Source organism: Bacillus sp. B-jedd, from assembly GCF_000821085.1.
Taxonomy (GTDB): Bacteria; Bacillota; Bacilli; order Bacillales; family Cytobacillaceae; genus Bacillus_D.
Map to the genome: position 1 here is coordinate 3,301,503 of NZ_CCXR01000001.1, position 20,336 is coordinate 3,321,838.

General features: G+C 48.0%; 14 protein-coding genes. 7 read left to right on the forward strand and 7 right to left on the reverse strand.

The window, feature by feature from the left end:
- Positions 1-276 precede the first annotated feature (276 nt).
- The 5 genes from BN1002_RS16470 to BN1002_RS16490 all read right to left on the reverse strand — a co-directional run bounded on the left by BN1002_RS16470 (position 277) and on the right by BN1002_RS16490 (position 6,068).
- Positions 277-1,224: a transketolase family protein gene (locus BN1002_RS16470; RefSeq protein ID WP_048826590.1), complete on the reverse strand. Its 948-nt coding sequence runs from the start codon at positions 1,222-1,224 to the stop codon at positions 277-279.
- Positions 1,221-2,072: a transketolase gene (locus BN1002_RS16475; RefSeq protein WP_048826592.1), complete on the reverse strand. Its 852-nt coding sequence runs from the start codon at positions 2,070-2,072 to the stop codon at positions 1,221-1,223. Before BN1002_RS16475 ends, BN1002_RS16470 begins: the two co-directional genes overlap by 4 nt.
- 90 nt (positions 2,073-2,162) lie before the next feature.
- Entirely contained in the window at positions 2,163-3,533 is a 1,371-nt protein-coding gene (locus BN1002_RS16480; protein ID WP_048826594.1) for a PTS ascorbate transporter subunit IIC, read from the reverse strand.
- Positions 3,534-3,620: 87 nt separating this feature from the next.
- Positions 3,621-3,902 carry a PTS sugar transporter subunit IIB gene (locus tag BN1002_RS16485; protein ID WP_048826596.1) on the reverse strand — a complete coding sequence of 94 codons (282 nt, stop codon included), beginning with the start codon at positions 3,900-3,902 and terminating at the stop codon, positions 3,621-3,623.
- Between the two features lie 111 nt (positions 3,903-4,013).
- A complete protein-coding gene (locus BN1002_RS16490; RefSeq protein WP_048826598.1) occupies positions 4,014-6,068 on the reverse strand; it encodes a BglG family transcription antiterminator in 2,055 nt (684 codons plus the stop codon).
- A 229-nt stretch (positions 6,069-6,297) separates the two neighbouring features.
- Here BN1002_RS16490 and BN1002_RS16495 point away from each other — a divergent pair, with 229 nt between their 5' ends.
- Complete coding sequence (locus BN1002_RS16495; protein ID WP_048826600.1) at positions 6,298-9,657, forward strand: Ig-like domain-containing protein; 3,360 nt, start codon at positions 6,298-6,300, stop codon at positions 9,655-9,657.
- A 198-nt stretch (positions 9,658-9,855) separates the two neighbouring features.
- Entirely contained in the window at positions 9,856-11,175 is a 1,320-nt protein-coding gene (locus tag BN1002_RS16500) for a short-chain fatty acid transporter (RefSeq protein WP_048826601.1), read from the forward strand.
- Between the two features lie 85 nt (positions 11,176-11,260).
- On the opposite strand, the gene BN1002_RS16505 is transcribed toward BN1002_RS16500, so the two are convergent.
- On the reverse strand, positions 11,261-12,664 hold the full coding sequence (locus tag BN1002_RS16505) for a M28 family peptidase (protein WP_048826603.1): 1,404 nt from the start codon (positions 12,662-12,664) through the stop codon (positions 11,261-11,263).
- A 685-nt stretch (positions 12,665-13,349) separates the two neighbouring features.
- On the opposite strand from BN1002_RS16505, the gene proC reads away from it, so the two are divergent.
- The gene (proC, locus tag BN1002_RS16510) at positions 13,350-14,219 is read left to right on the forward strand and encodes a pyrroline-5-carboxylate reductase (protein ID WP_048826605.1); all 870 of its coding nucleotides are present in this window, start codon (positions 13,350-13,352) and stop codon (positions 14,217-14,219) included.
- Positions 14,220-14,367: 148 nt separating this feature from the next.
- On the opposite strand, the gene shc is transcribed toward proC, so the two are convergent.
- Positions 14,368-16,242 (reverse strand): squalene--hopene cyclase, encoded by a 1,875-nt coding sequence (shc, locus tag BN1002_RS16515; RefSeq protein WP_048826606.1) that lies wholly within the window; start codon positions 16,240-16,242, stop codon positions 14,368-14,370.
- Between the two features lie 90 nt (positions 16,243-16,332).
- Between shc and BN1002_RS16520 the strand changes: the two genes are divergently transcribed.
- From BN1002_RS16520 to BN1002_RS16530, 4 genes are all read left to right on the forward strand, one after another.
- The gene (locus BN1002_RS16520) at positions 16,333-17,529 is read left to right on the forward strand and encodes a DUF2515 domain-containing protein (RefSeq protein ID WP_082036266.1); all 1,197 of its coding nucleotides are present in this window, start codon (positions 16,333-16,335) and stop codon (positions 17,527-17,529) included.
- A 69-nt stretch (positions 17,530-17,598) separates the two neighbouring features.
- Complete coding sequence (locus BN1002_RS24520) at positions 17,599-17,823, forward strand: hypothetical protein (RefSeq protein WP_442853419.1); 225 nt, start codon at positions 17,599-17,601, stop codon at positions 17,821-17,823.
- A gap of 177 nt (positions 17,824-18,000) precedes the next feature.
- A complete protein-coding gene (gene ptsG / locus BN1002_RS16525) occupies positions 18,001-19,542 on the forward strand; it encodes a glucose-specific PTS transporter subunit IIBC (protein ID WP_048826610.1) in 1,542 nt (513 codons plus the stop codon).
- Positions 19,543-19,546: 4 nt separating this feature from the next.
- The gene (locus BN1002_RS16530) at positions 19,547-20,221 is read left to right on the forward strand and encodes an N-acetylmannosamine-6-phosphate 2-epimerase (protein WP_048826621.1); all 675 of its coding nucleotides are present in this window, start codon (positions 19,547-19,549) and stop codon (positions 20,219-20,221) included.
- The last annotated feature ends 115 nt before the right edge of the window (positions 20,222-20,336 follow it).

The following is a 20,336-nucleotide window of genomic DNA, read 5'->3' on the forward strand; positions in this document are numbered from 1 at the left end:
ATTTCCCAACCATATTTCATTGCAAAAAGCTGGATTTTTTACCAATTTTCAAAAAATGGGCTAAACGTCACATGTTGTCGAAAAAGAAACTTTGCTGTTTATAGGACTTTTGGTTCACTATCAGGAAAATGAAGGCAGAAAAAAAGGGCGCCCAGCCTGCGTCCTTTTGCAGAGTATACCGTTGAATTAGGAGAGGTTTGAGATAGGTGAGGCAAGTAGCCGGTTTCAGCGCTTCCTTACGGTGTCGAAGGAAGCGGCGGAACCGTTTCCCCTGGATTATCGTGCGGCGTTTGCGATGTCGCGTGCGGTTAGTTTGTAGTATTGCTTGAGGTAGTCGGTTTTGCCGACTTGGCCGAATTGTTCTTTGACGCCGATTCGTTTCATTTTGGTTGGGCGGTGTTCGCTAAGGACTTCGGCGACTGCGCTGCCCAGTCCGCCAATCGCGTTGTGGTTTTCGGCGGTGATGATGAAGTTTGTTTTTTCAGCATATTGAACGATTAATTGTGTATCAATTGGCTTGATAGAATACATATCGATGACGGCCGCTTCAATTCCGGATCCTGCGAGCAAATCTGCGGCCCGCAGTGCTTCCGCGACCATGATTCCGCAGGCGATGATTGCCACATCGCTGCCGTCTCGCACAACCTTGCCCTTTCCGCGCTCGAAAACCTCCCCTGCCTCATACAGCTTGACGGCTTTCTTGCGGATTGTGCGGATATAGTGAATGCCGTATTCTCTTGCGCTTTGTCTGAGCAATGACTTGAGCATCGTTGCGTCGCTTGCCTCGTATACTGTAGCTTCCGGAATAAGGCGGGCAAGGCCAATGTCTTCAAAAGACATATGCGTTCCTCCGTTGTGTTCGGCGGTTACCCCGGCATCTGACCCGAGAATTTTCAAATTCAGCCTTGCGTAGGCGCCTGAAACGAAAAGCTGGTCGAATGCACGCCTCGTCGCGAATTGCGCGAACGTATGGATGAAAGGAATTTTGCCGGTCAGCGATAGGCCAGCGGCTACGCCCATCATGTTGGCCTCCATTATCCCGCAATTGATAATCTGTCCGGGGATTTGCTTCGCGATTTTATTCGTGGAAATCGCGCTCATCAGATCGGCTTCGAGCCCAATGACCTCGGGGCTTGCCAGTGCAAGTTCGAGAAGCGTTTCCGCATAAGCCTGGCGCATTTCCAGCTGGTCGAATTCGTAGGTACGGATTGCTCCTTCTATCATACTGCCGCCTCCTTTCCAAGCTTCTGTTCAAGCTCTTTGATTTTTGCAAAAATCGCCTGTTCGTCCCCCTCGGTGGGGCGGAGATGGTGATTGTCCTTTAGCGCTTCAAGGTAAGGAACGCCCTGGCCTTTTACTGTATCGAGGATAATCGCGACTGGTCTTGATTGCTGAGCTTTTCCTTTTTGAATCGCCTCTTGGATTTCCCGGAGCGAACCTCCGTCCACTTTTAAGGTGTAAAACCCGAATGCGTCAAATTTTTTGCCAAAATCAAACGGGTTGATGATCTCCTTCGTCGGTCCGTCCAGCTGCTTTTTATTGTCATCCACGAAAACGAACAGGCGGTTCAGCTCGTGGTGGGCCGCGAACTGGATAGCTTCCCAACACTGGCCCTCGTTCAGCTCACCATCGCCGACAATGCAATATGTATCGTTTTCGCGGCTAGACAGCTTATGCGACAGGGCTACACCAACAGCGGCGGATAGTCCCTGCCCGAGCGAGCCGGTCGTCATATCCACCCCAGGAGTCAGGTTACGGTCAGGATGGGAAGGAAGGGTCGTGCCATTCTGATTGAGTGTATAGAGCACCTTTTCAGGAAAGAATCCTTTCAGGGCAAGCGCGGCATAAAGCGCCGGGCCCCCATGCCCCTTTGACAATATAAAATAATCCCGGCTATCCCAGCGCGGATTCTCCACATCTACCCGCATCACCCCGCCATATAAAACAGCAAGCGCCTCCACAATAGACAAGCTCCCTCCATAATGCCCAAACCCTAACTGAAACAATGTCTTCAACATCAATAGCCGAATCTCATCCCTAAACCTTCCCAGCTGTTCAAAATCCCTTTCCATCTTTCGGATGCCCCCTTTAGGAAACAAGAGACGGTTCGGGCTGCATCATTCAGTACCCGAATGATGCGCCGGAACCGTCCCCTGCCTCATTTATGCTTGAATTTTCGCTGATGGTGTTTTGCTTTTGCCCATGTATCCTGCTGCGATGGCAATGATGACAAGGGCAACGACAGTAATAGTGACGCCGGTGGCACCCAGGTGGTTGGCGATGTTGCCCAGGAAGATGCCAGTAGCGCCGAAGTCGCTGTCCGAGAAAGTAGTGTTGGCGAAGCCAAGGTCACCTAGGACTGGGAGCAGGAAGACCGGCAGGAAGGTGATCAGCAGGCCGTTAGCGAACGAGCCAATCGTCGCTCCGCGGATACCGCCAGTCGCATTCCCGAATACGCCGGCTGTCGCACCGGTGAAAAAGTGCGGGACAACTCCCGGCAAAATGATGACCGCGCCGGCGAAACCAAGAATCGCCATGCCGACAATCCCGCCGAGGAAGCTGCAGAAAAATCCGATCAGCACAGCATTTGGGGCGTATGGGAAAACGATCGGGCAGTCGAGCGCAGGCTTGGAATCCGGTACGAGCCGCGAAGAAATCCCTTTAAAGGCAGGGACAATTTCGGCGAGCACAAGACGGACGCCAGCAAGGATAACGAAAACCCCAGCAGCGAAGGTGACTGCCTGAAGGATTGAAAAGACGAGATAATGCGTGCCGCCGCTCAGCTCGCTTTCCACGTAGGCGGGGCCGGCAAACATGGCGATAATCAAGTAAAGAATCGACATTGTCAATGCGATCGTTACAGAACTGTCGCGTAAAAACCCGAGCCCTTTCGGGAAGTTGATTTCCTCCGTCGACTTAGATCCTTTGCCGACTGCCTTGCCGACAAGTCCGGAAAGAACATAGCCAAGGCTCGAAAAATGGCCGAAACCGACGTTGTTATGGCCGGTGATTTTCCTCATAAACGGCTGGCAAATTGCCGGGAACACAGCCATTGTTAAACCGAGAGCAAGTGAACCGACAATAATCATCGGAACGCCCTTCAGCCCGGAAACAACAAGGATGACCGCGAGCATGCAGGCCATATAAAGCGTATGGTGCCCTGTCAAAAAGATGTACTTCAGCTTCGTAAATCTGGCAATCAGGATATTGGCGAGCATCCCGAAGAACATGATGAACGCCGTTGCACTGCCATACTCGGTAAGCGCCATCGCGACGATCGCCTCGTTGTTCGGTACGACGCCGTTGACATTGAACGCCTCCTGGAACATCTTCCCGAACGGCTCAAGCGATCCGACCAGAATACCCGCGCCAGCAGCAATAACGATAAATCCTAAGAATGATTTCGTTGTACCTTTAATAACATCGCTGGCTGGCTTTTTCTGCAGAATCAGCCCAATCAGTGAGATAAGCGCAATCAGGACAGCAGGCTGGCTTAAAATATCCATAACCAGCTTAAGCAATCTTTCTCCCATTGGTAATCCTCCTTTTTTGTCAAAAATAATCATTTTTGCGAGGAACAGCTCTTACTTTCAAAATTAGGGAAGAAGGCGAAACGGATTCTAAAGGACACCTTTCCGTTGCAGCGCTTCAGAAAGTTTTTCGCGGATGCCATCCATGTCGATGATGCTGTCGATAACAACAAGCTCCCCGAGGTGCGAGGCGCCTTCCGCGATATCTTTTGCACAAATGAACAAATCAGCCTGATCAGGCGTTGCGGAACTTAAATCTGAATGCTCGACCTCGATTCCGGTTAAGCCAAGTTCCGACAAGACTTGCTGCACATTCATTTCCAGCATGAAACTGCTCCCAAGCCCGGATCCGCACACAGCCAAAATCTTCATCCAATCCCCTCCTTTCCTTCATTAAATATGAAACATTAAATACAAGCTTTTTTGATTGTCCTAGATCAGACAGCTGACTCCCTCCGCATTCTTTCATTCGTTGGCACGGTTTCATGCCAAATATTCATTAATCAATTCCAAAATCGATTCCGCGGTGATGAGTTGTTTCAGTTTCTCGATGTTTTCTTTCTGGCTGAGGAGTTTTGTCAGCTGGGCCAAGGCTTTCAGATGGGTGGAATTATCGATGGCGGCAATGCAGAAAAGCAGCCGCACCGGATAGTCTTCATTTCCGAGGAAATGGACCGGCTCCCCGAGCTTGAGCAAGCTCATCCCCACTTTGTTGACGCCTGTTTCTGGGCGGGCGTGCGGGATGGCGACTTCCGGGCCAATTACCACGTAAGGCCCCATCGTTTTCACATTTTCGATCATGGCGTCGATATAAGAACGTTCAATCACCCCTTTCACAAGCAGCGGGTCCGCGGCTACTGTAATCGCTTCTTCCCAATCCGATACTTTGTCTGCCACTTGAATGGTTTGGTTTGTTAACAAATCTCGCAACACTGGCTGAATCCCCCTATAACCATCAACTTTTTCTTGCAAAGAGAAGCGGCTGAGCGCCTCCCTCAAGCCTTTTTCGTCAAATATATCGGCATATTCCCCAATGACCTGGATCAGTTCCCTCGGCGACAGGTCATGATAGCGAATCCCAAACAAATACCGGTACACATCATTGACCAGATTATTTTTCTCGATTGGCGTCATGATCGGCTTCACATGGAAATACGGCTGACTCGTATTGAGAACGATTGTTGAAAAAATCAGGTCGTATTTTTTTGCAAAATCACCCTCATCAAATTCCTGAAGGGAAACTGTTTTTTCGATATGGATTTCCGAAAACAGCGACTCGAGCTGGTGTTTGACCATCAAGGATGAACTGATTCCACTCGGACAAACGACGATCGCCCTCTTCTTTTTCGGCATCGCCTTTCTGGGCTTTTCCAGCAAGGCGCCAAAGTGAATCGTAATAAAGCCGATTTCTTCCTCGGGAATCGTAATCCCGAGCAGCATGCCAATTGGTCCCATCAATTCCTTTACAATCGTATAAAGCGCTTTATGCTCGCGCCGGATTTGATCGAGGAGCGGATTATGGACCGGAATCCGGTATTTCATCCTGAAATAAGCTGGCTTCACATGCTGGTAAAGTGACTTAATGACTTCGTCTCTTTTTTCAAAAGCAATGCAAGCTTTCGACTCGAAATCAGCAACAAGCTGCCCGCATAGCGTGAAGAGGAGATCGCTGTCCGCGATTTCATCTTTTCCAAGCGATAAGCCTAGAAGCTGGATGGTAAAGTAACAGATTTCCGTTTCCTTTTTTGAAAAATCAAGCAGGTCGATCATTTTTTCGGCAGCCTGCCACATTGGGTCTTTTTTTATCGCTTCAATTTCATCGGCATGATAAAGGACGAGCTTTCCTTCCCGCTGGCGAAAATAATAGAAAAGTAGAAAAAAAGCGAATTGGTTGATTCGTTCCTCAACAAACTCAAGACTGTAAGCCCTTTCAATTCTCTGCAGGACATCCCTTATTTTTGCAAAAGGTAATGCCCTTTTTTCTTCTTGAAGCAAGTAATCAATCATTCTTTCGCCATTCGGCATTTGGAGCAGCCTGGACAGATGGTGCATCACTAGCGCGCGCTTATCAAATTCAGTCCCTTTCAGGTGATAGCCGTTCTGGCGTGTGTAGCGAATCCGGATCAAAAAATGGGTATTCGTTTCATTGGCCTTTTTGACATCAGCCAAAACAGTGTTCCGGCTTACCTGGAGAAGCTGGATTAAATGCGCGGCTGAAATCGGTTCGCTGCGGATGAAGAGATACAGGTAAATAATAATCCGACGCTCCTCCTCCGACAAAACAATCCCGCGTTTCGGGCCAATGATTTCGTGGGTGAGGACATGCTCCCGGACAGCCTCAGGAACCTCAAGATGCCTGGCCCCTTTGAACGGAATCGGTGGAAGCCGCCGGTCCTCCAGCCAATCATTGATTTTCCTCAGATCATACGTAACCTGCCTTCTCGATAAATTCCTCAGCTCCATTAACTGATTCACTGAAGGCCGCTTCATTTTCAACAACTCATCCAACAACTCTGCGGGACGCGCTTCAAGTAACATACACCTAGAACCTCCTACTAACATCATATGCCATAAAAATAACAAAATGTTCTGACATTTAGTCCAATTCCTGTTCATTATACCTTACAAAACTGGACCCATCCCCCCTTCAACCAAGAGTTGTATGTGGCAGGGGACGGTTCCCTACTTTTTTCTAAATATGTTGGTGACAGTATAAAGGTTTAATTGTATAATTTTTACAAAGAATCCAATTTGACAGGAGATTGTGATGGTCATAAATTTGAGGAAATGGCTGGTTGGAATTGTTGCTGGGGTTTTTATGTTTTCGAATTTCGGTCCTTTTGAGGCGGGGCGTGTGGAGGCTTCGAACTATGAACGGATGTGGGAGCTTCCTAAGTTGAGGACTGAGAACTCGAGTACGTTTCTGAATACGAATGGATCAATGACGGTTGATCTCTATCCTTTTCCTGTGTATGAAAAGGATAGTACTGGGAAATTTGTGAGAAAGGATTTAACTGCCCTCGAAGGGCCGGTCAGTCAGGTTTCTTATATATCGGACTCGGAGCGCGGGACTAATTTTGCCAGCGAAGGTCTTGTCAAAATTGGCAAGGATGAGAACAGGGCTTATCGGACGTTTATTCATTTCGGGAATAAGCTGCCGAAATTCAAAGAAAATGAACATATTATTAACGCGAAACTGCAGCTTTATATGGAAGGCAGCGTGAGTGAGCCACCTTCCGGAAGCCCCTGGCATAAGGATGCCACTTTTTCTGTCCATAATGTGTTGACTGCCTGGGATAGCGGGCAGCTCACTTGGGACCAGCAGCCGCAAGTAAGTGAGCTGCCGGTAGTCGCTGAAACGTTTGAAAAGGATGTTGATAACCCGCGATTTAGATGGGATGTGACAAACCTTGTCAAGGAGTGGCAGAAAAATCCCGATTTCTCGAATGGAATTGCCTTGAAAGCCACTGATGAAACGAAACCCGGTACAGCGATATCAGTTAAAAAAATTTCCCAAAATATTAATTACATACCGGTCCTGCAGATTAATTATGTCGATGTGAATGTCTTTGATATCATCGCATCTGGAACAGGCTATGAGCGTAACAGCGAGAAGGGGTCCATCAATTTAAGCTGGTTTGGACCTCCTGGAGCCACGGGATACAAAGTACTTATATACAACGGCAAGGAATATGAAGAAATTGAAGTTGGAAGGGAAACCTCATGGTCCTCGTCCGGAAAGAACATCTGGCCGACAAAGGAGCAGATCGCGAATGGTGAATACCGGCTACGATTGGACGGAAGCGGAGGGCCATTGGCCGATAATCCCGGGCCTGTTTATCAAAATGCCGGCGCCGAAGGAATTGACGACCCATTCGCTTATTATTTCCGCGTTGTTGCTTATTATGATGATTATACGGTTACATCTGATCGGGTAATGGTTTATATTCCCGACCAGACCGCGCCTTCAGCCCCGAAAAACATCCGTGTCAATGAGCTACACAGCAATTTCACGGTTACGTGGGATCCAGCCGTGGATGACCGGACTGGAATAAAAAACTATCAGGTTATCGTGAGGGATGTCTATACGAGGCTTGTATCGGCTAAGACTACGGAAGAAACCCAGATTACTTTGAATGAAAATATTCTTACTCTTGGCCAACGCTATGAAATATTTGTGAGGGCCTACGACAAAGCAGGCTGGCAGGAGAATTATGCAGAGTCAGAGAGTGTAATGGCCACACCAAGAAAATTAAGAGATGCAAAGGTTACCGGTTACGCCATGCCAATTCCCCCAATTGACACATCAGAGTGGCTAAATTTTCGGCTGAGAGTGCAGAATGAAGGGACAGAGGAATGGTCGGCCGCCAACGGCTATGAAATTCGGGTTGAAGGTTTGTCTTACAGTTATACACTTCGCCCTGACGAAGTGGTTAAATCCGGCGAAGTGGGGGATTTTGGTTTTACGATCATGGAAGAAAATCCGCTTGGCGAAATTCCTATCAAATTTGGACTCTATCATCCTGAAACGGGATGGGTCGGGCAGCCAGTAGAGAGAACGATTGTCATTGAGGACCTTAAAGCTCCAGCTATCAATCTTGAAACGCCTTCCCGGACTGAAGACAGATTGAAAGGCGATGTCCTATTTAAAGGGACGATAAGCGATGTCCAGTTAAAAAGCTACTCGATTATGTACGGAAAAGGGGAATCCCCTTCCGAGTGGACGACAATTAAAACCGTCTCTGACGGAAGCGGCTTGATTAATACGAGCTGGAGTACGAGGGGCATACCTACAGGGTCCTATACGCTGAGAATTTTTGCAGAGGACACATCAGGCAACACACGGACCTATGATTCTGTTGTTTCTATTAATATTCCGCCTATGCCTCCAAGTTTTTTTGATGAATTGACTGATTTTACAAAAACAATTTCAGGGAAAGCCGAGCCGCTATCGACAGTGAAAATATCGACGAAGAGCGGCATCCTGCTAGGCAGCGCGCTAACAGGTGAAAACGGTACCTTTACGATCCAGATTCCTTCGGCTCAGCATGCCGGAACAGTCTTGGAAATCTCAACAACTGATTTGGTCGGTAATATGAGCCGTCCGATTTATGTAACGGTGAGTGACAAAACACCACCCGCTGCACCAAAAGTGAACACCGTTGGAGATAATTCACAAACCATTACCGGTTCAGCCGAGAAAGGGTCTTACATCCTGGTGTTCAATGGCACTACCCGCCTCACTGAGGGATATGTAAAAGATGATGGAACCTTTTCATTTACACTTTTGCAAAAACAGCCTGCTGGCTCAGTATTGACTGTAACCGCAACAGACCAGGACAATAATCAAAGTGCTCCGGCAAAGGTGACGGTTGTTGATAAAACACCGCCACCCGCACCGAGAATGAATAGCGTGGCGGACAACTCGACAACTGTTACTGGCACTGCCGAAAAGGGTTCGGACGTCAAGGTCACAAAAGGGACCGACGTTCTAGGCACGGCAACTGTAAGGTCCGATGGGACTTATTCCGTGTCTATTCCAAAACAGCCGGCAGGTACGATTCTTAAAGTCACAGCGACAGACAAAGCGTTAAATGTAAGCGCGGCAGTGGGCATGACGGTCATCGACAAAACGCCGCCACCCGTACCGAGAATGAACACTGTTGCCAATACAAGTACGGCCATTTCAGGGACAGCTGAAAAATTTGCGGTGATTCGAATTTATAAAGAATCAACTGTCATTGCCTCTACAACCGTAAAAGCAGATGGAAAATATACAGCCTTAATTCCTAAGCAGGCAGCAGGAACCATCTTATATGTCACTGCCACTGACAAAGCAAAAAATGTGAGCGGAAAGGCAAAAACGACTGTCATCGATAAAATCGCTCCTGCAATCCCGACAGTTAATACCGTCTACTCCACTAACACAACCGTAAAAGGGAAAGCCGAAAAATACTCATATATCACTGTCAAAAATGGAAAAACGATCATCGGAACCGCCCAAACCGATTCCAAAGGCAACTACACAGTCAAAATAAAACGCCAAAAACGCGGCAACACCCTAACCATCACAGCCAAAGACAAAGCCGGCAACACAAGCAAACCACGAACAATTAAAGTAAGATAAAGCAAGGGGACGGTCCCCGCGCTTCCTTCGGATGTCGAATGAGGCAGCAGGACCGTCCCTTTGTGTCTTTCGGCATGGAACTGGTGTGGCGGAAGCCTCGCTTTCTTTCTCTTGGCCTAAAAGTTTTTCGACAAAAGGAGGAATTTGCAGAATATTGTTGAAATTAGGTAAAGAATGAAATTTTTGGGGGGATGTTTGATGAAGGCTTTGGTTTCTTTTTTTAACCGCGTGATGCAGCGGTATTTGCCGGATCCATTTCTGTTTGTCGTAATCCTGACGTTTGTGGTGTTTGGGCTGGGGCTTATCTTTACGGACAGCGGGCCGTACCAGATGGTCCAGCATTGGGGAACCGGATTTTGGAGCCTGCTTCTATTTTCAATGCAAATGGTTCTTGTTCTTGTGACCGGGCATGTTTTGGCAAGCAGCCGTGTATTTAAAAGGGGGCTCGGTGCGCTCGCTTCGACAGCTAAATCACCTGGGCAGGCAATCTTGATTGTAACGGTAGTTTCCATGATTGCCAGCTTAATTAACTGGGGATTCGGTCTCGTCATCGGCGCCCTTTTTGCCAAGGAGCTGGCCCGTAAAGTTAAAAATGTCGATTATCGGCTGTTAATTGCAAGCGCTTACAGTGGGTTTGTCGTTTGGCACGGCGGCTTTTCAGGATCTGTCCCGCTCACTATTGCGACACCGGGGCACTTTTCAGAAGGAATGATTGGCATCATTTCAACGGACCAAACCATTTTTGCAGGCTTCAACTTGTTCATTGTTGCTGCCATTTTCATTATTCTACCTTTCGTGAACCGATTTATGATGCCATCAAAAGATGAAACAGTCGCTGTCGACCCTTTGGTCCTGGAAGAGCCTGCCTATGCCGCGGCCATTGAACAAGGCGCGATGACACCTGCTGACCGCCTAGAAAACAGCCGTATCGTTTCCATGCTGATAGGGATTTTCGGACTTGTTTTCCTTTTTTACTATTTTGCTAATAATGGTTTCAAGCTGAATCTTGATATCGTCAACTTCCTGTTCCTGTTCCTCGGTATCATGTTCCACGGAACGCCGAAACAGTTCCTGGAAGCTGTGATGAACGCGGTGAAAGGCGCAAGCGGCATTATTGTCCAGTTCCCGTTCTATGCGGGCATCATGGGGATGATGACGGCATCCGGACTTGCTGCTGTCATGTCTCAAGGGTTCGTGGCCATTTCAAATGAATACACGTTCCACTTCTTTACTTTCCTAAGCGCCGGACTCGTGAACTTCTTCGTTCCATCCGGCGGTGGACAGTGGGCCGTGCAGGCACCTGTCATGTTGGAAGCAGCCCAGACAATGGGCGTCTCCATACCAAAAACCGCCATGGCTGTAGCTTGGGGCGATGCCTGGACCAACTTGATCCAGCCATTCTGGGCCCTTCCTGCGCTAGCCATCGCCGGCCTAAAAGCTAGAGACATCATGGGATACTGTGTGCTGACCCTCATCGTCACAGGCACCATCATCTCGCTAGGCTTTCTTATATTTTAATTAAGAAAAGGGACGGTTCCAACGCTTCATTCGAGGTTCGAATGATGCAGCGGAACTGTCCCCTTTGCTTCTACTTGTATCTCATTTATGCTCCTGGCGGACGGTTTTCGAAGTCATAGTCGACTGGCTGCGGTGCAACTCTGGAATGTGTTAGGGCTGGGGTGTCTGGCCGGGCAATCTGGTAGACGGATGCGCCAACAATTTCTGCGGTTTCTTGGAGTTTGTTTTTGTCGATTTTGTCAATTGTATCTGCGGGTGTGTGGTACCATGGCTCAAGTGGCGAGTGAATGAAAAGGGCTGCAGGTATTCCAAGTTCATGGAATGGCTGATGGTCACTCCGTCCTAATTGGCCGTAAGGGACTGCTTCTTTAAGCGCTGTTCTTGCGCCTGCTGAAGAAGCTAGATCGGTGACCAGGTTCTTTTTGCCATCAATTGTATACATGATTAATCCGTTTGCTTTGTTATTGCCGCCTGCATCCTTACTTCCGATCATGTCCATCTGGAAGTGGGCGACAATCCGGTCGGCTTCCTTTTCACTTAATGTGCCCGCATAATGGTACGACCCCAGTAAGCCCAATTCCTCCGAACCAAATGTCACGAAGCGAAGTTCGGTATCAATTGGCATATTCGCCATGACCCTGGCAAGTTCCAGAACAGCCGAAACGCCCGAAGCGTCGTCATTCGCTCCTGGACCGTTTGCAACGGAATCGTGATGCGCCCCAATCATGACCACCTGGCCGGTATCCTTGTTTTTATGAGGTTTCATTTTTGCAATTACGTTGTAGGAGGTTCTTTGTTCAAGGCCTGAACCTGTTACTTTAATATGGGCTGTTAACGGCCCGTTTTTCAACTGCTCCACCAGTGCTAGCCCTTGGGCTCTTGTGATGGAAACCGCCGGAATATTTTGCCCATAGGCAGCTTGTCCAAATGCATTCGACGTTCCGGTATTGTTATACATAATAACCCCAACCGCACCTTTGTCAAAAACATTCTGGATTTTTTCAATAAACGTGATGTCGCCTCGTTCGATCAGAGCTATTTTCCCTCTCACGCTGTCGGGAACTGTGCCTGCAAAAGCTTTACCGGCATTAACAACTTCCGCAGTAACTTCACCGCTGTATGAGCCGGTCATGACATATGGCTTTAGATTCACCCCGCCAATATCCAATATTCCACTAACATTGTTTCTAATTGTTTTGTAGATAGGGAAATGCTGTACCTCAGTTTCATAGCCATATTGTTTAAAATGGCCCTCTATGTACTCGACGCCCCTTACCTCTCCTTCTGTTCCAGCCTCACGTGGGACCTGTGATAAATAGGCTATATGGTTATACATGTTGTCAGCACTTATTTTCTTGATGATCTTGTTGTCAAAAGCCGAAGCAGCATTTTGATTTGGCGCGCCCTCGTTTCCTTGGGCATAAACTCCCCCTGTACTTAATACCAACCCTGCGGCCATAAGAATGGCCATCGTCCTTTTTTTGCTCATAATACCTCCCCTTTCAATTTGTAAACGCTTTTATTTTTAATTATTCTTCATTTAAATATTTTTGTAAAATTCAATAAACTTACATATTTCTCCCTCATGCAGCGATTTCTATGGCTATTCACCTAGACACTTACAAGTTTTTTGTATAAACATGTTGTAAAACATAGAAACTCCCAATAAGATTAGGCTAAAAGAACCATAGAAATGATACAAGAGAGCCTCCTCTCTGCTTATTAGGGAATGGGGAAAACTCTTAAAATTTTTTTCTTTTGCTCTTGACAGACAAGGGTGGTTTCCAGCATAATGACAATTAAAACTTCGGAATATTCTAACGATCATTGTGATAGAATAAGAAAAATGCAGTTGAATAAAGTAAAGCGGTGATTGGGGCCAGTAGATGGGATATGGCGAAAGAGAGTGAAGCTCAGCGGCTGAAAGGCTTCACAGCCCTCTTGAACATCGAACCTACCCCGGGAGCTGCCAGGCAAACCTGGACGCGTATCCGGCGATATTGGAGTTGAGTGAGCTTTTTTGCAAAAAAGCGGCGCAACGGATGCTCATGCATCCTAGTACGTTGTCCGCTTTTGCCGGCAGGAAAGTGAATAAAGGTGGTACCACGGAAGAATGGCCTTTCGTCCTTTGCGGATGAAGGGCCTTTTTGCATTCAAAAATTGGAGGGGTTAACGTGAAAAAGCTTGTCTTTGTAGGTGCGGGCTCGATGGCGGAAGCGATGATTTCCGGAATCATTGCCAACGGTCTTATTCATAATCAAAACATTTGGGTGACAAACAGGCGGGACCAGGAAAGGCTAACCTGCATTGAAACAAAATACGGTGTCCGTACGACTTATGATAAACGGGAACTTTTCCGGGATGCCGACGCGGTCATTTTGGCGATGAAGCCTAAGGATGCGGTCGCTGGCCTGGCGAAGATTTTGCCAGTTTTGCATGAACAGACGCTCGTCATTTCCGTCCTCGCCGGACTCGCGATCAGCAGCATTGAGCGGCTGGCCGGCCGTGAGCTGGCGGTGGTCCGGGCCATGCCGAATACATCCGCAGCGATTGGGAAATCGGCGACTGGCCTGGCCTTTAACGCACAAGTCACCGAGGAACAGGCCTCACTGGCAAAAAAACTCTTTGAAACCGTGGGCATGGCGGCCTTTGTTGAGGAAAGCCAACTTGACGCCGTGACTGGCCTATCAGGAAGCGGTCCCGCGTACATCTACTACCTGGTCGAAGCGATGGAAAACAGCGCAGCGGAAATAGGCCTCGAAGGCCATCTGGCAAAAGAACTCATCATCCAGACACTTCTCGGTGCCGCCGAGATGCTCAAAACATCAGACAAACCGTCCCGCCAGCTCCGCCACGAAGTCACAAGCCCAGGCGGTACAACCGAAGCCGGCATCCGCATCCTCGAAAACCGCCAAGTCCAAGACTCCCTTATCCACTGCATCAAAGAAGCCACGGCCCAATCCAAGCGGCTTGGCAGGATGCTGAGTGAGGCAGGGGACGGTCCCAGTGGCTCAGTGATTGAGTTGCGGGAGCGGAGTTCTTGAATAAATCGTGTAAGAGTTTCCCTTTGGCAAATATCAAATATAAAATTGAGTGGCACTTTACCCGGCCTGCTGCCTCCTACTGTCGTATACCCAATAAAGACGAGGCAGCCAATCTGCCCTTTATGCTATAACATACCGTTCCGACCCTTCACTCTCTTCTTTGATAGTGGGCAAGGGTGATGAGCGGGAAAATGAGGTTGTAGCTGTGATAGTGGATGTAAAAGTCACCTGCCATGCCTTGGCCTTTCGGATAGGTTGTTGTCCAGTTTATAGTATCTAGGTGTTGGAGGAGATAGGTGATGCCAACTTTAATTTCAGTTGTGGGGCGGCCAGTGGCGGCGATGAGGGCATCCGTTGCCCAGGCAGTGTCGGTCAGTGTGCTGGCGCCTAGCGGGACATATTTTTCCGCGCTATCGCTCCGGCAAGATTCACCCCAGCCGCCGTCGCTGTTTTGGATGCTCTTCAGCCACTCCGCAGCCCTTTTGATCGCAGGGTGGCTTGGAAGGACGCCTGCTGCCCGCAATCCAGTCACTGCCGCCCATGTGCCGTATATATAGCAAATTCCCCAGCGGCCGTACCACGACCCGTCTTTTTCCTGGTTATTCAAAATCCACTCTACCCCACTCTTCACGGAGGAATGATTCCGTTCGAGATTCGTTTCATTACAAAGGAACTCCAGTGTCCGCCCAGTTAAGTCGGCAGAGGACGGATCCGCCAACAGGAAGGTTGGCTTCTGGATTGGCAAGAGTGAAATTAGCCGGCTATCTGTATTTTTTTCAAAAGCTGGCCACCCCCCATCCTTATTCTGCATTGAAAGTACCCATTGTGTTCCGCGGTCCCAGGCATGCCGATAATCGGGATTTTCTCCTACTTTAGCAGCAATCGCCCGTAAAGCAGCCGTCGTGTCATCGACATCGGGGTGGACCGTATTGCTATCCGCAAACCCCCAACCGCCTGGAAAAGCTGACGGGTTATGGATCGCCCAATCACCGTATTTGTACTGCTGTTTCTTGAGCAAATAGCGGTTCGCCTTTTCCACGGCCGGATCGGCTGACTTCACCCCGGCTTCCTGAAGTGCGTAACTGATCAAGGCCGTATTCCAGACGGCCGCCGTCGTATATTGCATATGTGGAAACCCGCCTATTTCACACTTCATCCCTTTTAAGCCAGCAACGGCCGTCACAATCACCGGATCCGAATTTTTGTACCCAAGCGAAAGGAGCGCGAAAATCATTAGGAAGGTCGAACTGAAATAGCCATAGAAGGTACCATCTGGTTCAATTCGCTCTAACATATAATTTTTTGTTTTTTCCGTTGCCAGCTGATGAAGCTCAGCCGGCAGCCCAAGCAGTTTCTTGAAATTTTTTGCAAAAAAAGAATCGAGCCCCCGCCAGGAAGCATCGTCTCTGAACCAGTCAATGCCGTCTGCTTCCCTTCCCTGCAAGTCCCCCGCCAAATTAGGGCTTCCGGCTGTCCTCAGCTGGAACCTTCTGTGCGCCAGAATCATAATCGGCGCTAAATTGGATCTTCCAAACTCTGAAAAGCTATAAAAATTCAACGGGAACGATACTGGGAGCAAAATAATCTCCAATGGAAATGGAAAAAATCGCGGCCAGTTGATCTGTCCGGTTAAAGCCAGCATGATCTTCGTAAACATATGAGCCTTTTCAATCCCGCCGTGTTGCTGAATGAAGCTCCTCGCCGCCCGCAGCCGCCCATCACTTTTTTGTATAAAGCCAGAAAAAAGCAAGGCATAGTACGCCTCAATCGTCGCGGTCAGATTCCCTTCTCCTTCGTCAAAAAACAGCTTCCATGCCCCATTCTTCTCCTGTCTGCTCAAAATCCGCTCCACTAGTCCCCTGATTAATTTCTCATCATCAATTTCAAGCGTTCTTAATAAAATGATCATATAGCAATCCGTCGTAATTCCCGTTTCAAAAGGGAAATCCCAAGACCCGCGAGGAGACTGGCTCTGTTTCAGCTGTTTAATCAACTTGCCAATACCGTCCTTGACCGTTTCCATCTTCTCATTCCTTCCCACTCCAGCTGAACCACTAACTTTTACATACTTATTCAGTCGAAACGATGAGAATTCATAGAGGAGGCGGCAGACATGTTCTGGAACTTTTTTTTGCAAAAAAAGAAGCCTTTGCCCGAATACTTGGCAAAGATTCAGAAAGACTTGAAGAAAAAGGAGAAAGCCGCATCTCAAATTTCGAATCTATCTGCTTATGAAGAGAAGCTCGTGACTGAAATTCGAAGCCGGACAAGCGGATTGAATAAAAACAATGTTACAAGGACGAAGGCTTATTTGGACTTTTATTTCCGTTTCCCGGAAATTCACTGGGCTCTTCTTGCCCACTTGGTTTCCAGGAACGGCGGCTGGAATATGACCGATTTAAAGGGCGGTCTCGTTTCTCGGCTCCTTAGCAAAAGAGAAGCACTGGCCTATTTCACCTTTTTGGAACGGGCCAACTGGCTTATTTTTCATGATGCGTATTCCCAATTACTTCTTTATGAAGAAAGCCGGAAACGCGGCAGAAATCTTTTTCATCTTTTGGCCCATCTTCATGTTTCGACATTCATGGAGACGATCTGGAATTATTTTTGGGAGGAAAGAGATACGTATACCCTGACGGCCGGTCTCATTATCAACGAACAAACATATTTGGAATCACGAGTTTTGGAAAATCCAGTCTTTCAGGACAAAGTCATCCACACGCTGCAGTTCCAGCTTCATGACCTATTGGCGATGAATCATATTCTTTTTCCGTTTGAGGAAAATGGAACGGTCGGTATCGTCGGTGAGACGATTCGCCATTTTGAAAGCTTGGAGACGAGGATTGCGTTTGGGAAAAGGATTTATGCCCTTTTATTTGACGATGCAGATAGGTTGGAGCGAATCAAAAAGTGGGTCGCCAGCACGCCGCATACCGGTTCTCGCAAAGATTATTGGCCCCATCTTTTTAACGATATTGAAGAAGCTTCACCTGAAATTCAGCTGCCTCCGAGAATCCAGTTTTGCCAGCTGGCACCCGGAGCTTCAAGGATTTACAGCCCCAGCCTTGAATTCGCCTGGGCAAACCAGGAGCATCCGCCTGCGGAAACAGGCGATTGGTTTCATGATTGGAAGATCATTTATTTTTTGCCCCGGCTAAAAGAAAAAATGGAAGGGGACATTCAAGATGACTACTGCAAAACCCTTGAAAGAATTGAACTTGCGGCCCTCGCCAAAAAGGCGGTTTTATTCCGGAATCCGGCCGATGATTCCCGCGATGATGTTCGGATCGTTGCTAGGCACCTATCTTGAACTCTACTTTACCGGCAGCGGCCTTACGCCTTTCCGATCAGGCCGCTGCCCGAAATCTTCACCATCAATATCCTCTTTACTCTGGTTGGCCTCCCCCTCTTCATCGCCTTCTTTCTTTGGCTTTCAAAAAACCTCAACATCTCCAAAACGATTCTTCTCTTCCTCAATATAAGCACAGCCATGACCATCGCCGAAACACTAGGCCTCCTCACCCACCATCCGGACTGGCAGCACTCCCACCCTCTCATCGGCTATATCCTCTATCTCACCATCATCAGGCTTAAATGGAAGTGAAGCATAGGCCTAATCTTTTTCTTGGATAGCAATATAAGGCTGGAAAAATTATAGAATTACGAAAAGTGCACATGCTACTAGAATGAAAATGAAAAGCAAGAAATGGATTTGCATAAAAATAATTTTCATATTATAATTCGAAAGAAAATAATTTTCACTACATAAGGAGTGAGTTTGATGAGCAGTTTTTTTGAGAAAGCTCAGCAGTTTGGGAAGTCGTTTATGCTGCCAATCGCTGTTTTGCCTGCGGCTGGTTTGCTGCTTGGGATCGGGGGTGCGCTTTCGAATCCTAATACGGTACAGGCGTATCCATTCCTTGATATAGGTTGGCTGCAGTCTGTTTTTACGATTATGTCGAGTGCGGGTTCGGTTGTTTTTGCTAACCTTGCATTGCTTTTTGCGGTTGGGCTGGCTGTAGGCCTGGCAAGATCGGATAAAGGGACAGCGGGCCTGGCTGGCGTTCTTGCCTTCCTGGTTATGAATGCGACTATTTCCGCTCTCCTGACGATTACTGGGACAATGAACAGCGATAATCCTGCCGCAGTCGGACAGGGAATGACACTAGGAATCCATACACTCGAGACGGGAGTTTTTGGAGGTGTGCTTGCGGGTGTACTGAGCTCATGGCTGCATAACCGCTATAATAAAAAGCAGCTGCCACAATTCCTTGGCTTCTTCAGTGGTTCACGTTTTGTGCCAATTATTTCTTCGTTCGCGGCCATTTTCCTTGGCGTGCTCGTGTTCTTCATCTGGCCTTTCATCCAAAAAGGCATTTTCCAAATGGGCGGGCTTGTGGAAGCGACCGGCTATATTGGGACATTCATTTACGGTTTCGTCCTCCGCATGCTTGGACCTTTCGGACTTCATCATATTTTCTACATGCCTTTCTGGACTACAAGCCTTGGAGGCTCACTGACAATCAATGGCCAGCTCGTCGAGGGGACGCAACGTATTTTCTTTGCGCAGCTTGCTGACCCGGATACCCAGAAGTTTTATATTGGAACGGCCCGTTTCATGTCAGGCCGATTCATTACCATGATGTTCGGACTTGTTGGCGCGTGCCTTGCCATGTACAAGACCGCGAAACCAGAGAACAAGAAAAAAGTTGCCGGCCTCCTCGGATCTGCCGCGCTTACATCTTTCCTGACAGGAATTACCGAACCGATTGAGTTCTCCTTCCTGTTTATCGCACCGATGCTTTATGTTCTTCACGCATTTTTGGACGGGTTGGCTTTCATGCTCGCCCATATTTTCCAAATCACCATCGGACAGACTTTCTCCGGCGGTTTCATTGATTTTGTTTTGTTCGGCATTTTGCAGGGAACAGCTAAAACAAACTGGTACATGGTGCCAATCATCGGGATTCCTTGGTTCTTTGTTTATTATTTCTCATTCAGCTTCCTGATCAAGAAGTTCAACTTCAAGACGCCAGGGCGTGAAGATGAGGGCATGGACACCGCTACTGCCGGAACTACGAATAAAAGCGAGCGGGCCGAAACGATTATCACCGGGCTTGGCGGAAAAGAAAATCTCGAGAATGTCGATTGCTGCGCGACCCGTCTTCGTGTCACCGTTGCGGATGTCAATCGTGTCGATGATGACCTTTTGAAAAAAACCGGCGCCAAAGGAATCGTGAAAAAAGGCAATGGCGTTCAGGTAATTTACGGACCTGAAGTCACCATTATCAAAAACGAAATCGAGGAAATGGTAGGCGAGTAAATTTATGCTTAATGAAATCAAGAATAAACTGGTCGTATCGTGCCAAGCGCTGGAAAATGAGCCGCTTCACAGTTCCTTCATTATGGCAAAAATGGCCCTGGCCGCTAAAATCGGCGGGGCTGCCGGAATCCGTGCGAATTCCAAGGCGGATATCCTTGCCATTAAAGAGGAGGTTTCCCTCCCTGTCATCGGCATTGTCAAAAGGGATTATGAAGACAGCGAGGTGTTCATTACCGCAACCGAGAAGGAACTCGAGGAACTTCTTGAGAGTGGCTGCGAAATGATTGCGATGGATGCAACTGCGAGGAAAAGGCCAGGCGGTGTCACGCTAGAAGACCTTGTAGCATTTTTGCGCAAAAAAAATCCTGCCGTCCAATTGATGGCCGACATTTCAACAGTTGAAGAAGCCCGTACAGCCGAAAAACTAGGATTCGACTGTGTTTCCACCACACTATACGGCTATACAAACGAAACAAAAGGAAGTAAGCTTTATGAAGAGGACTTCAACTTCCTAAAAACCGTACTAAAAGAGGTCACCATACCCGTCATCGCAGAGGGCAACATTCAAACACCCGAAATGGCCAAACAAGCACTAGCACTCGGTGCCCACTCTATCGTCGTTGGCGGCGCCATCACAAGACCACAAAACATTACTGCCGCTTTTGTCCAGGAAATCTGAGATTGAAGTACGCGGTCCTGCTGAAGCGCTGGAAGGTTCCAGCGCTTCTTTCGAGAGGCATGAGAAGCAAAGGACGGTTCCAGCGCTTCTTTTGTAACGCGATTTGAATGATGGC

Coding starts and splice junctions, on each gene's coding strand:
- BN1002_RS16470 (WP_048826590.1), bottom strand. CDS start 1,224: ATGATAGAAGGAGCAATCCGTACCTACGAATTCGACCAGCTGGAAATG.
- BN1002_RS16475 (WP_048826592.1), bottom strand. CDS start 2,072: ATGGAAAGGGATTTTGAACAGCTGGGAAGGTTTAGGGATGAGATTCGG.
- BN1002_RS16480 (WP_048826594.1), bottom strand. CDS start 3,533: ATGGGAGAAAGATTGCTTAAGCTGGTTATGGATATTTTAAGCCAGCCT.
- BN1002_RS16485 (WP_048826596.1), bottom strand. CDS start 3,902: ATGAAGATTTTGGCTGTGTGCGGATCCGGGCTTGGGAGCAGTTTCATG.
- BN1002_RS16490 (WP_048826598.1), bottom strand. CDS start 6,068: ATGTTACTTGAAGCGCGTCCCGCAGAGTTGTTGGATGAGTTGTTGAAA.
- BN1002_RS16495 (WP_048826600.1), top strand. CDS start 6,298: ATGGTCATAAATTTGAGGAAATGGCTGGTTGGAATTGTTGCTGGGGTT.
- BN1002_RS16500 (WP_048826601.1), top strand. CDS start 9,856: ATGAAGGCTTTGGTTTCTTTTTTTAACCGCGTGATGCAGCGGTATTTG.
- BN1002_RS16505 (WP_048826603.1), bottom strand. CDS start 12,664: ATGAGCAAAAAAAGGACGATGGCCATTCTTATGGCCGCAGGGTTGGTA.
- shc (WP_048826606.1), bottom strand. CDS start 16,242: ATGGAAACGGTCAAGGACGGTATTGGCAAGTTGATTAAACAGCTGAAA.
- BN1002_RS16520 (WP_082036266.1), top strand. CDS start 16,333: ATGTTCTGGAACTTTTTTTTGCAAAAAAAGAAGCCTTTGCCCGAATAC.
- ptsG (WP_048826610.1), top strand. CDS start 18,001: ATGAGCAGTTTTTTTGAGAAAGCTCAGCAGTTTGGGAAGTCGTTTATG.
- BN1002_RS16530 (WP_048826621.1), top strand. CDS start 19,547: ATGCTTAATGAAATCAAGAATAAACTGGTCGTATCGTGCCAAGCGCTG.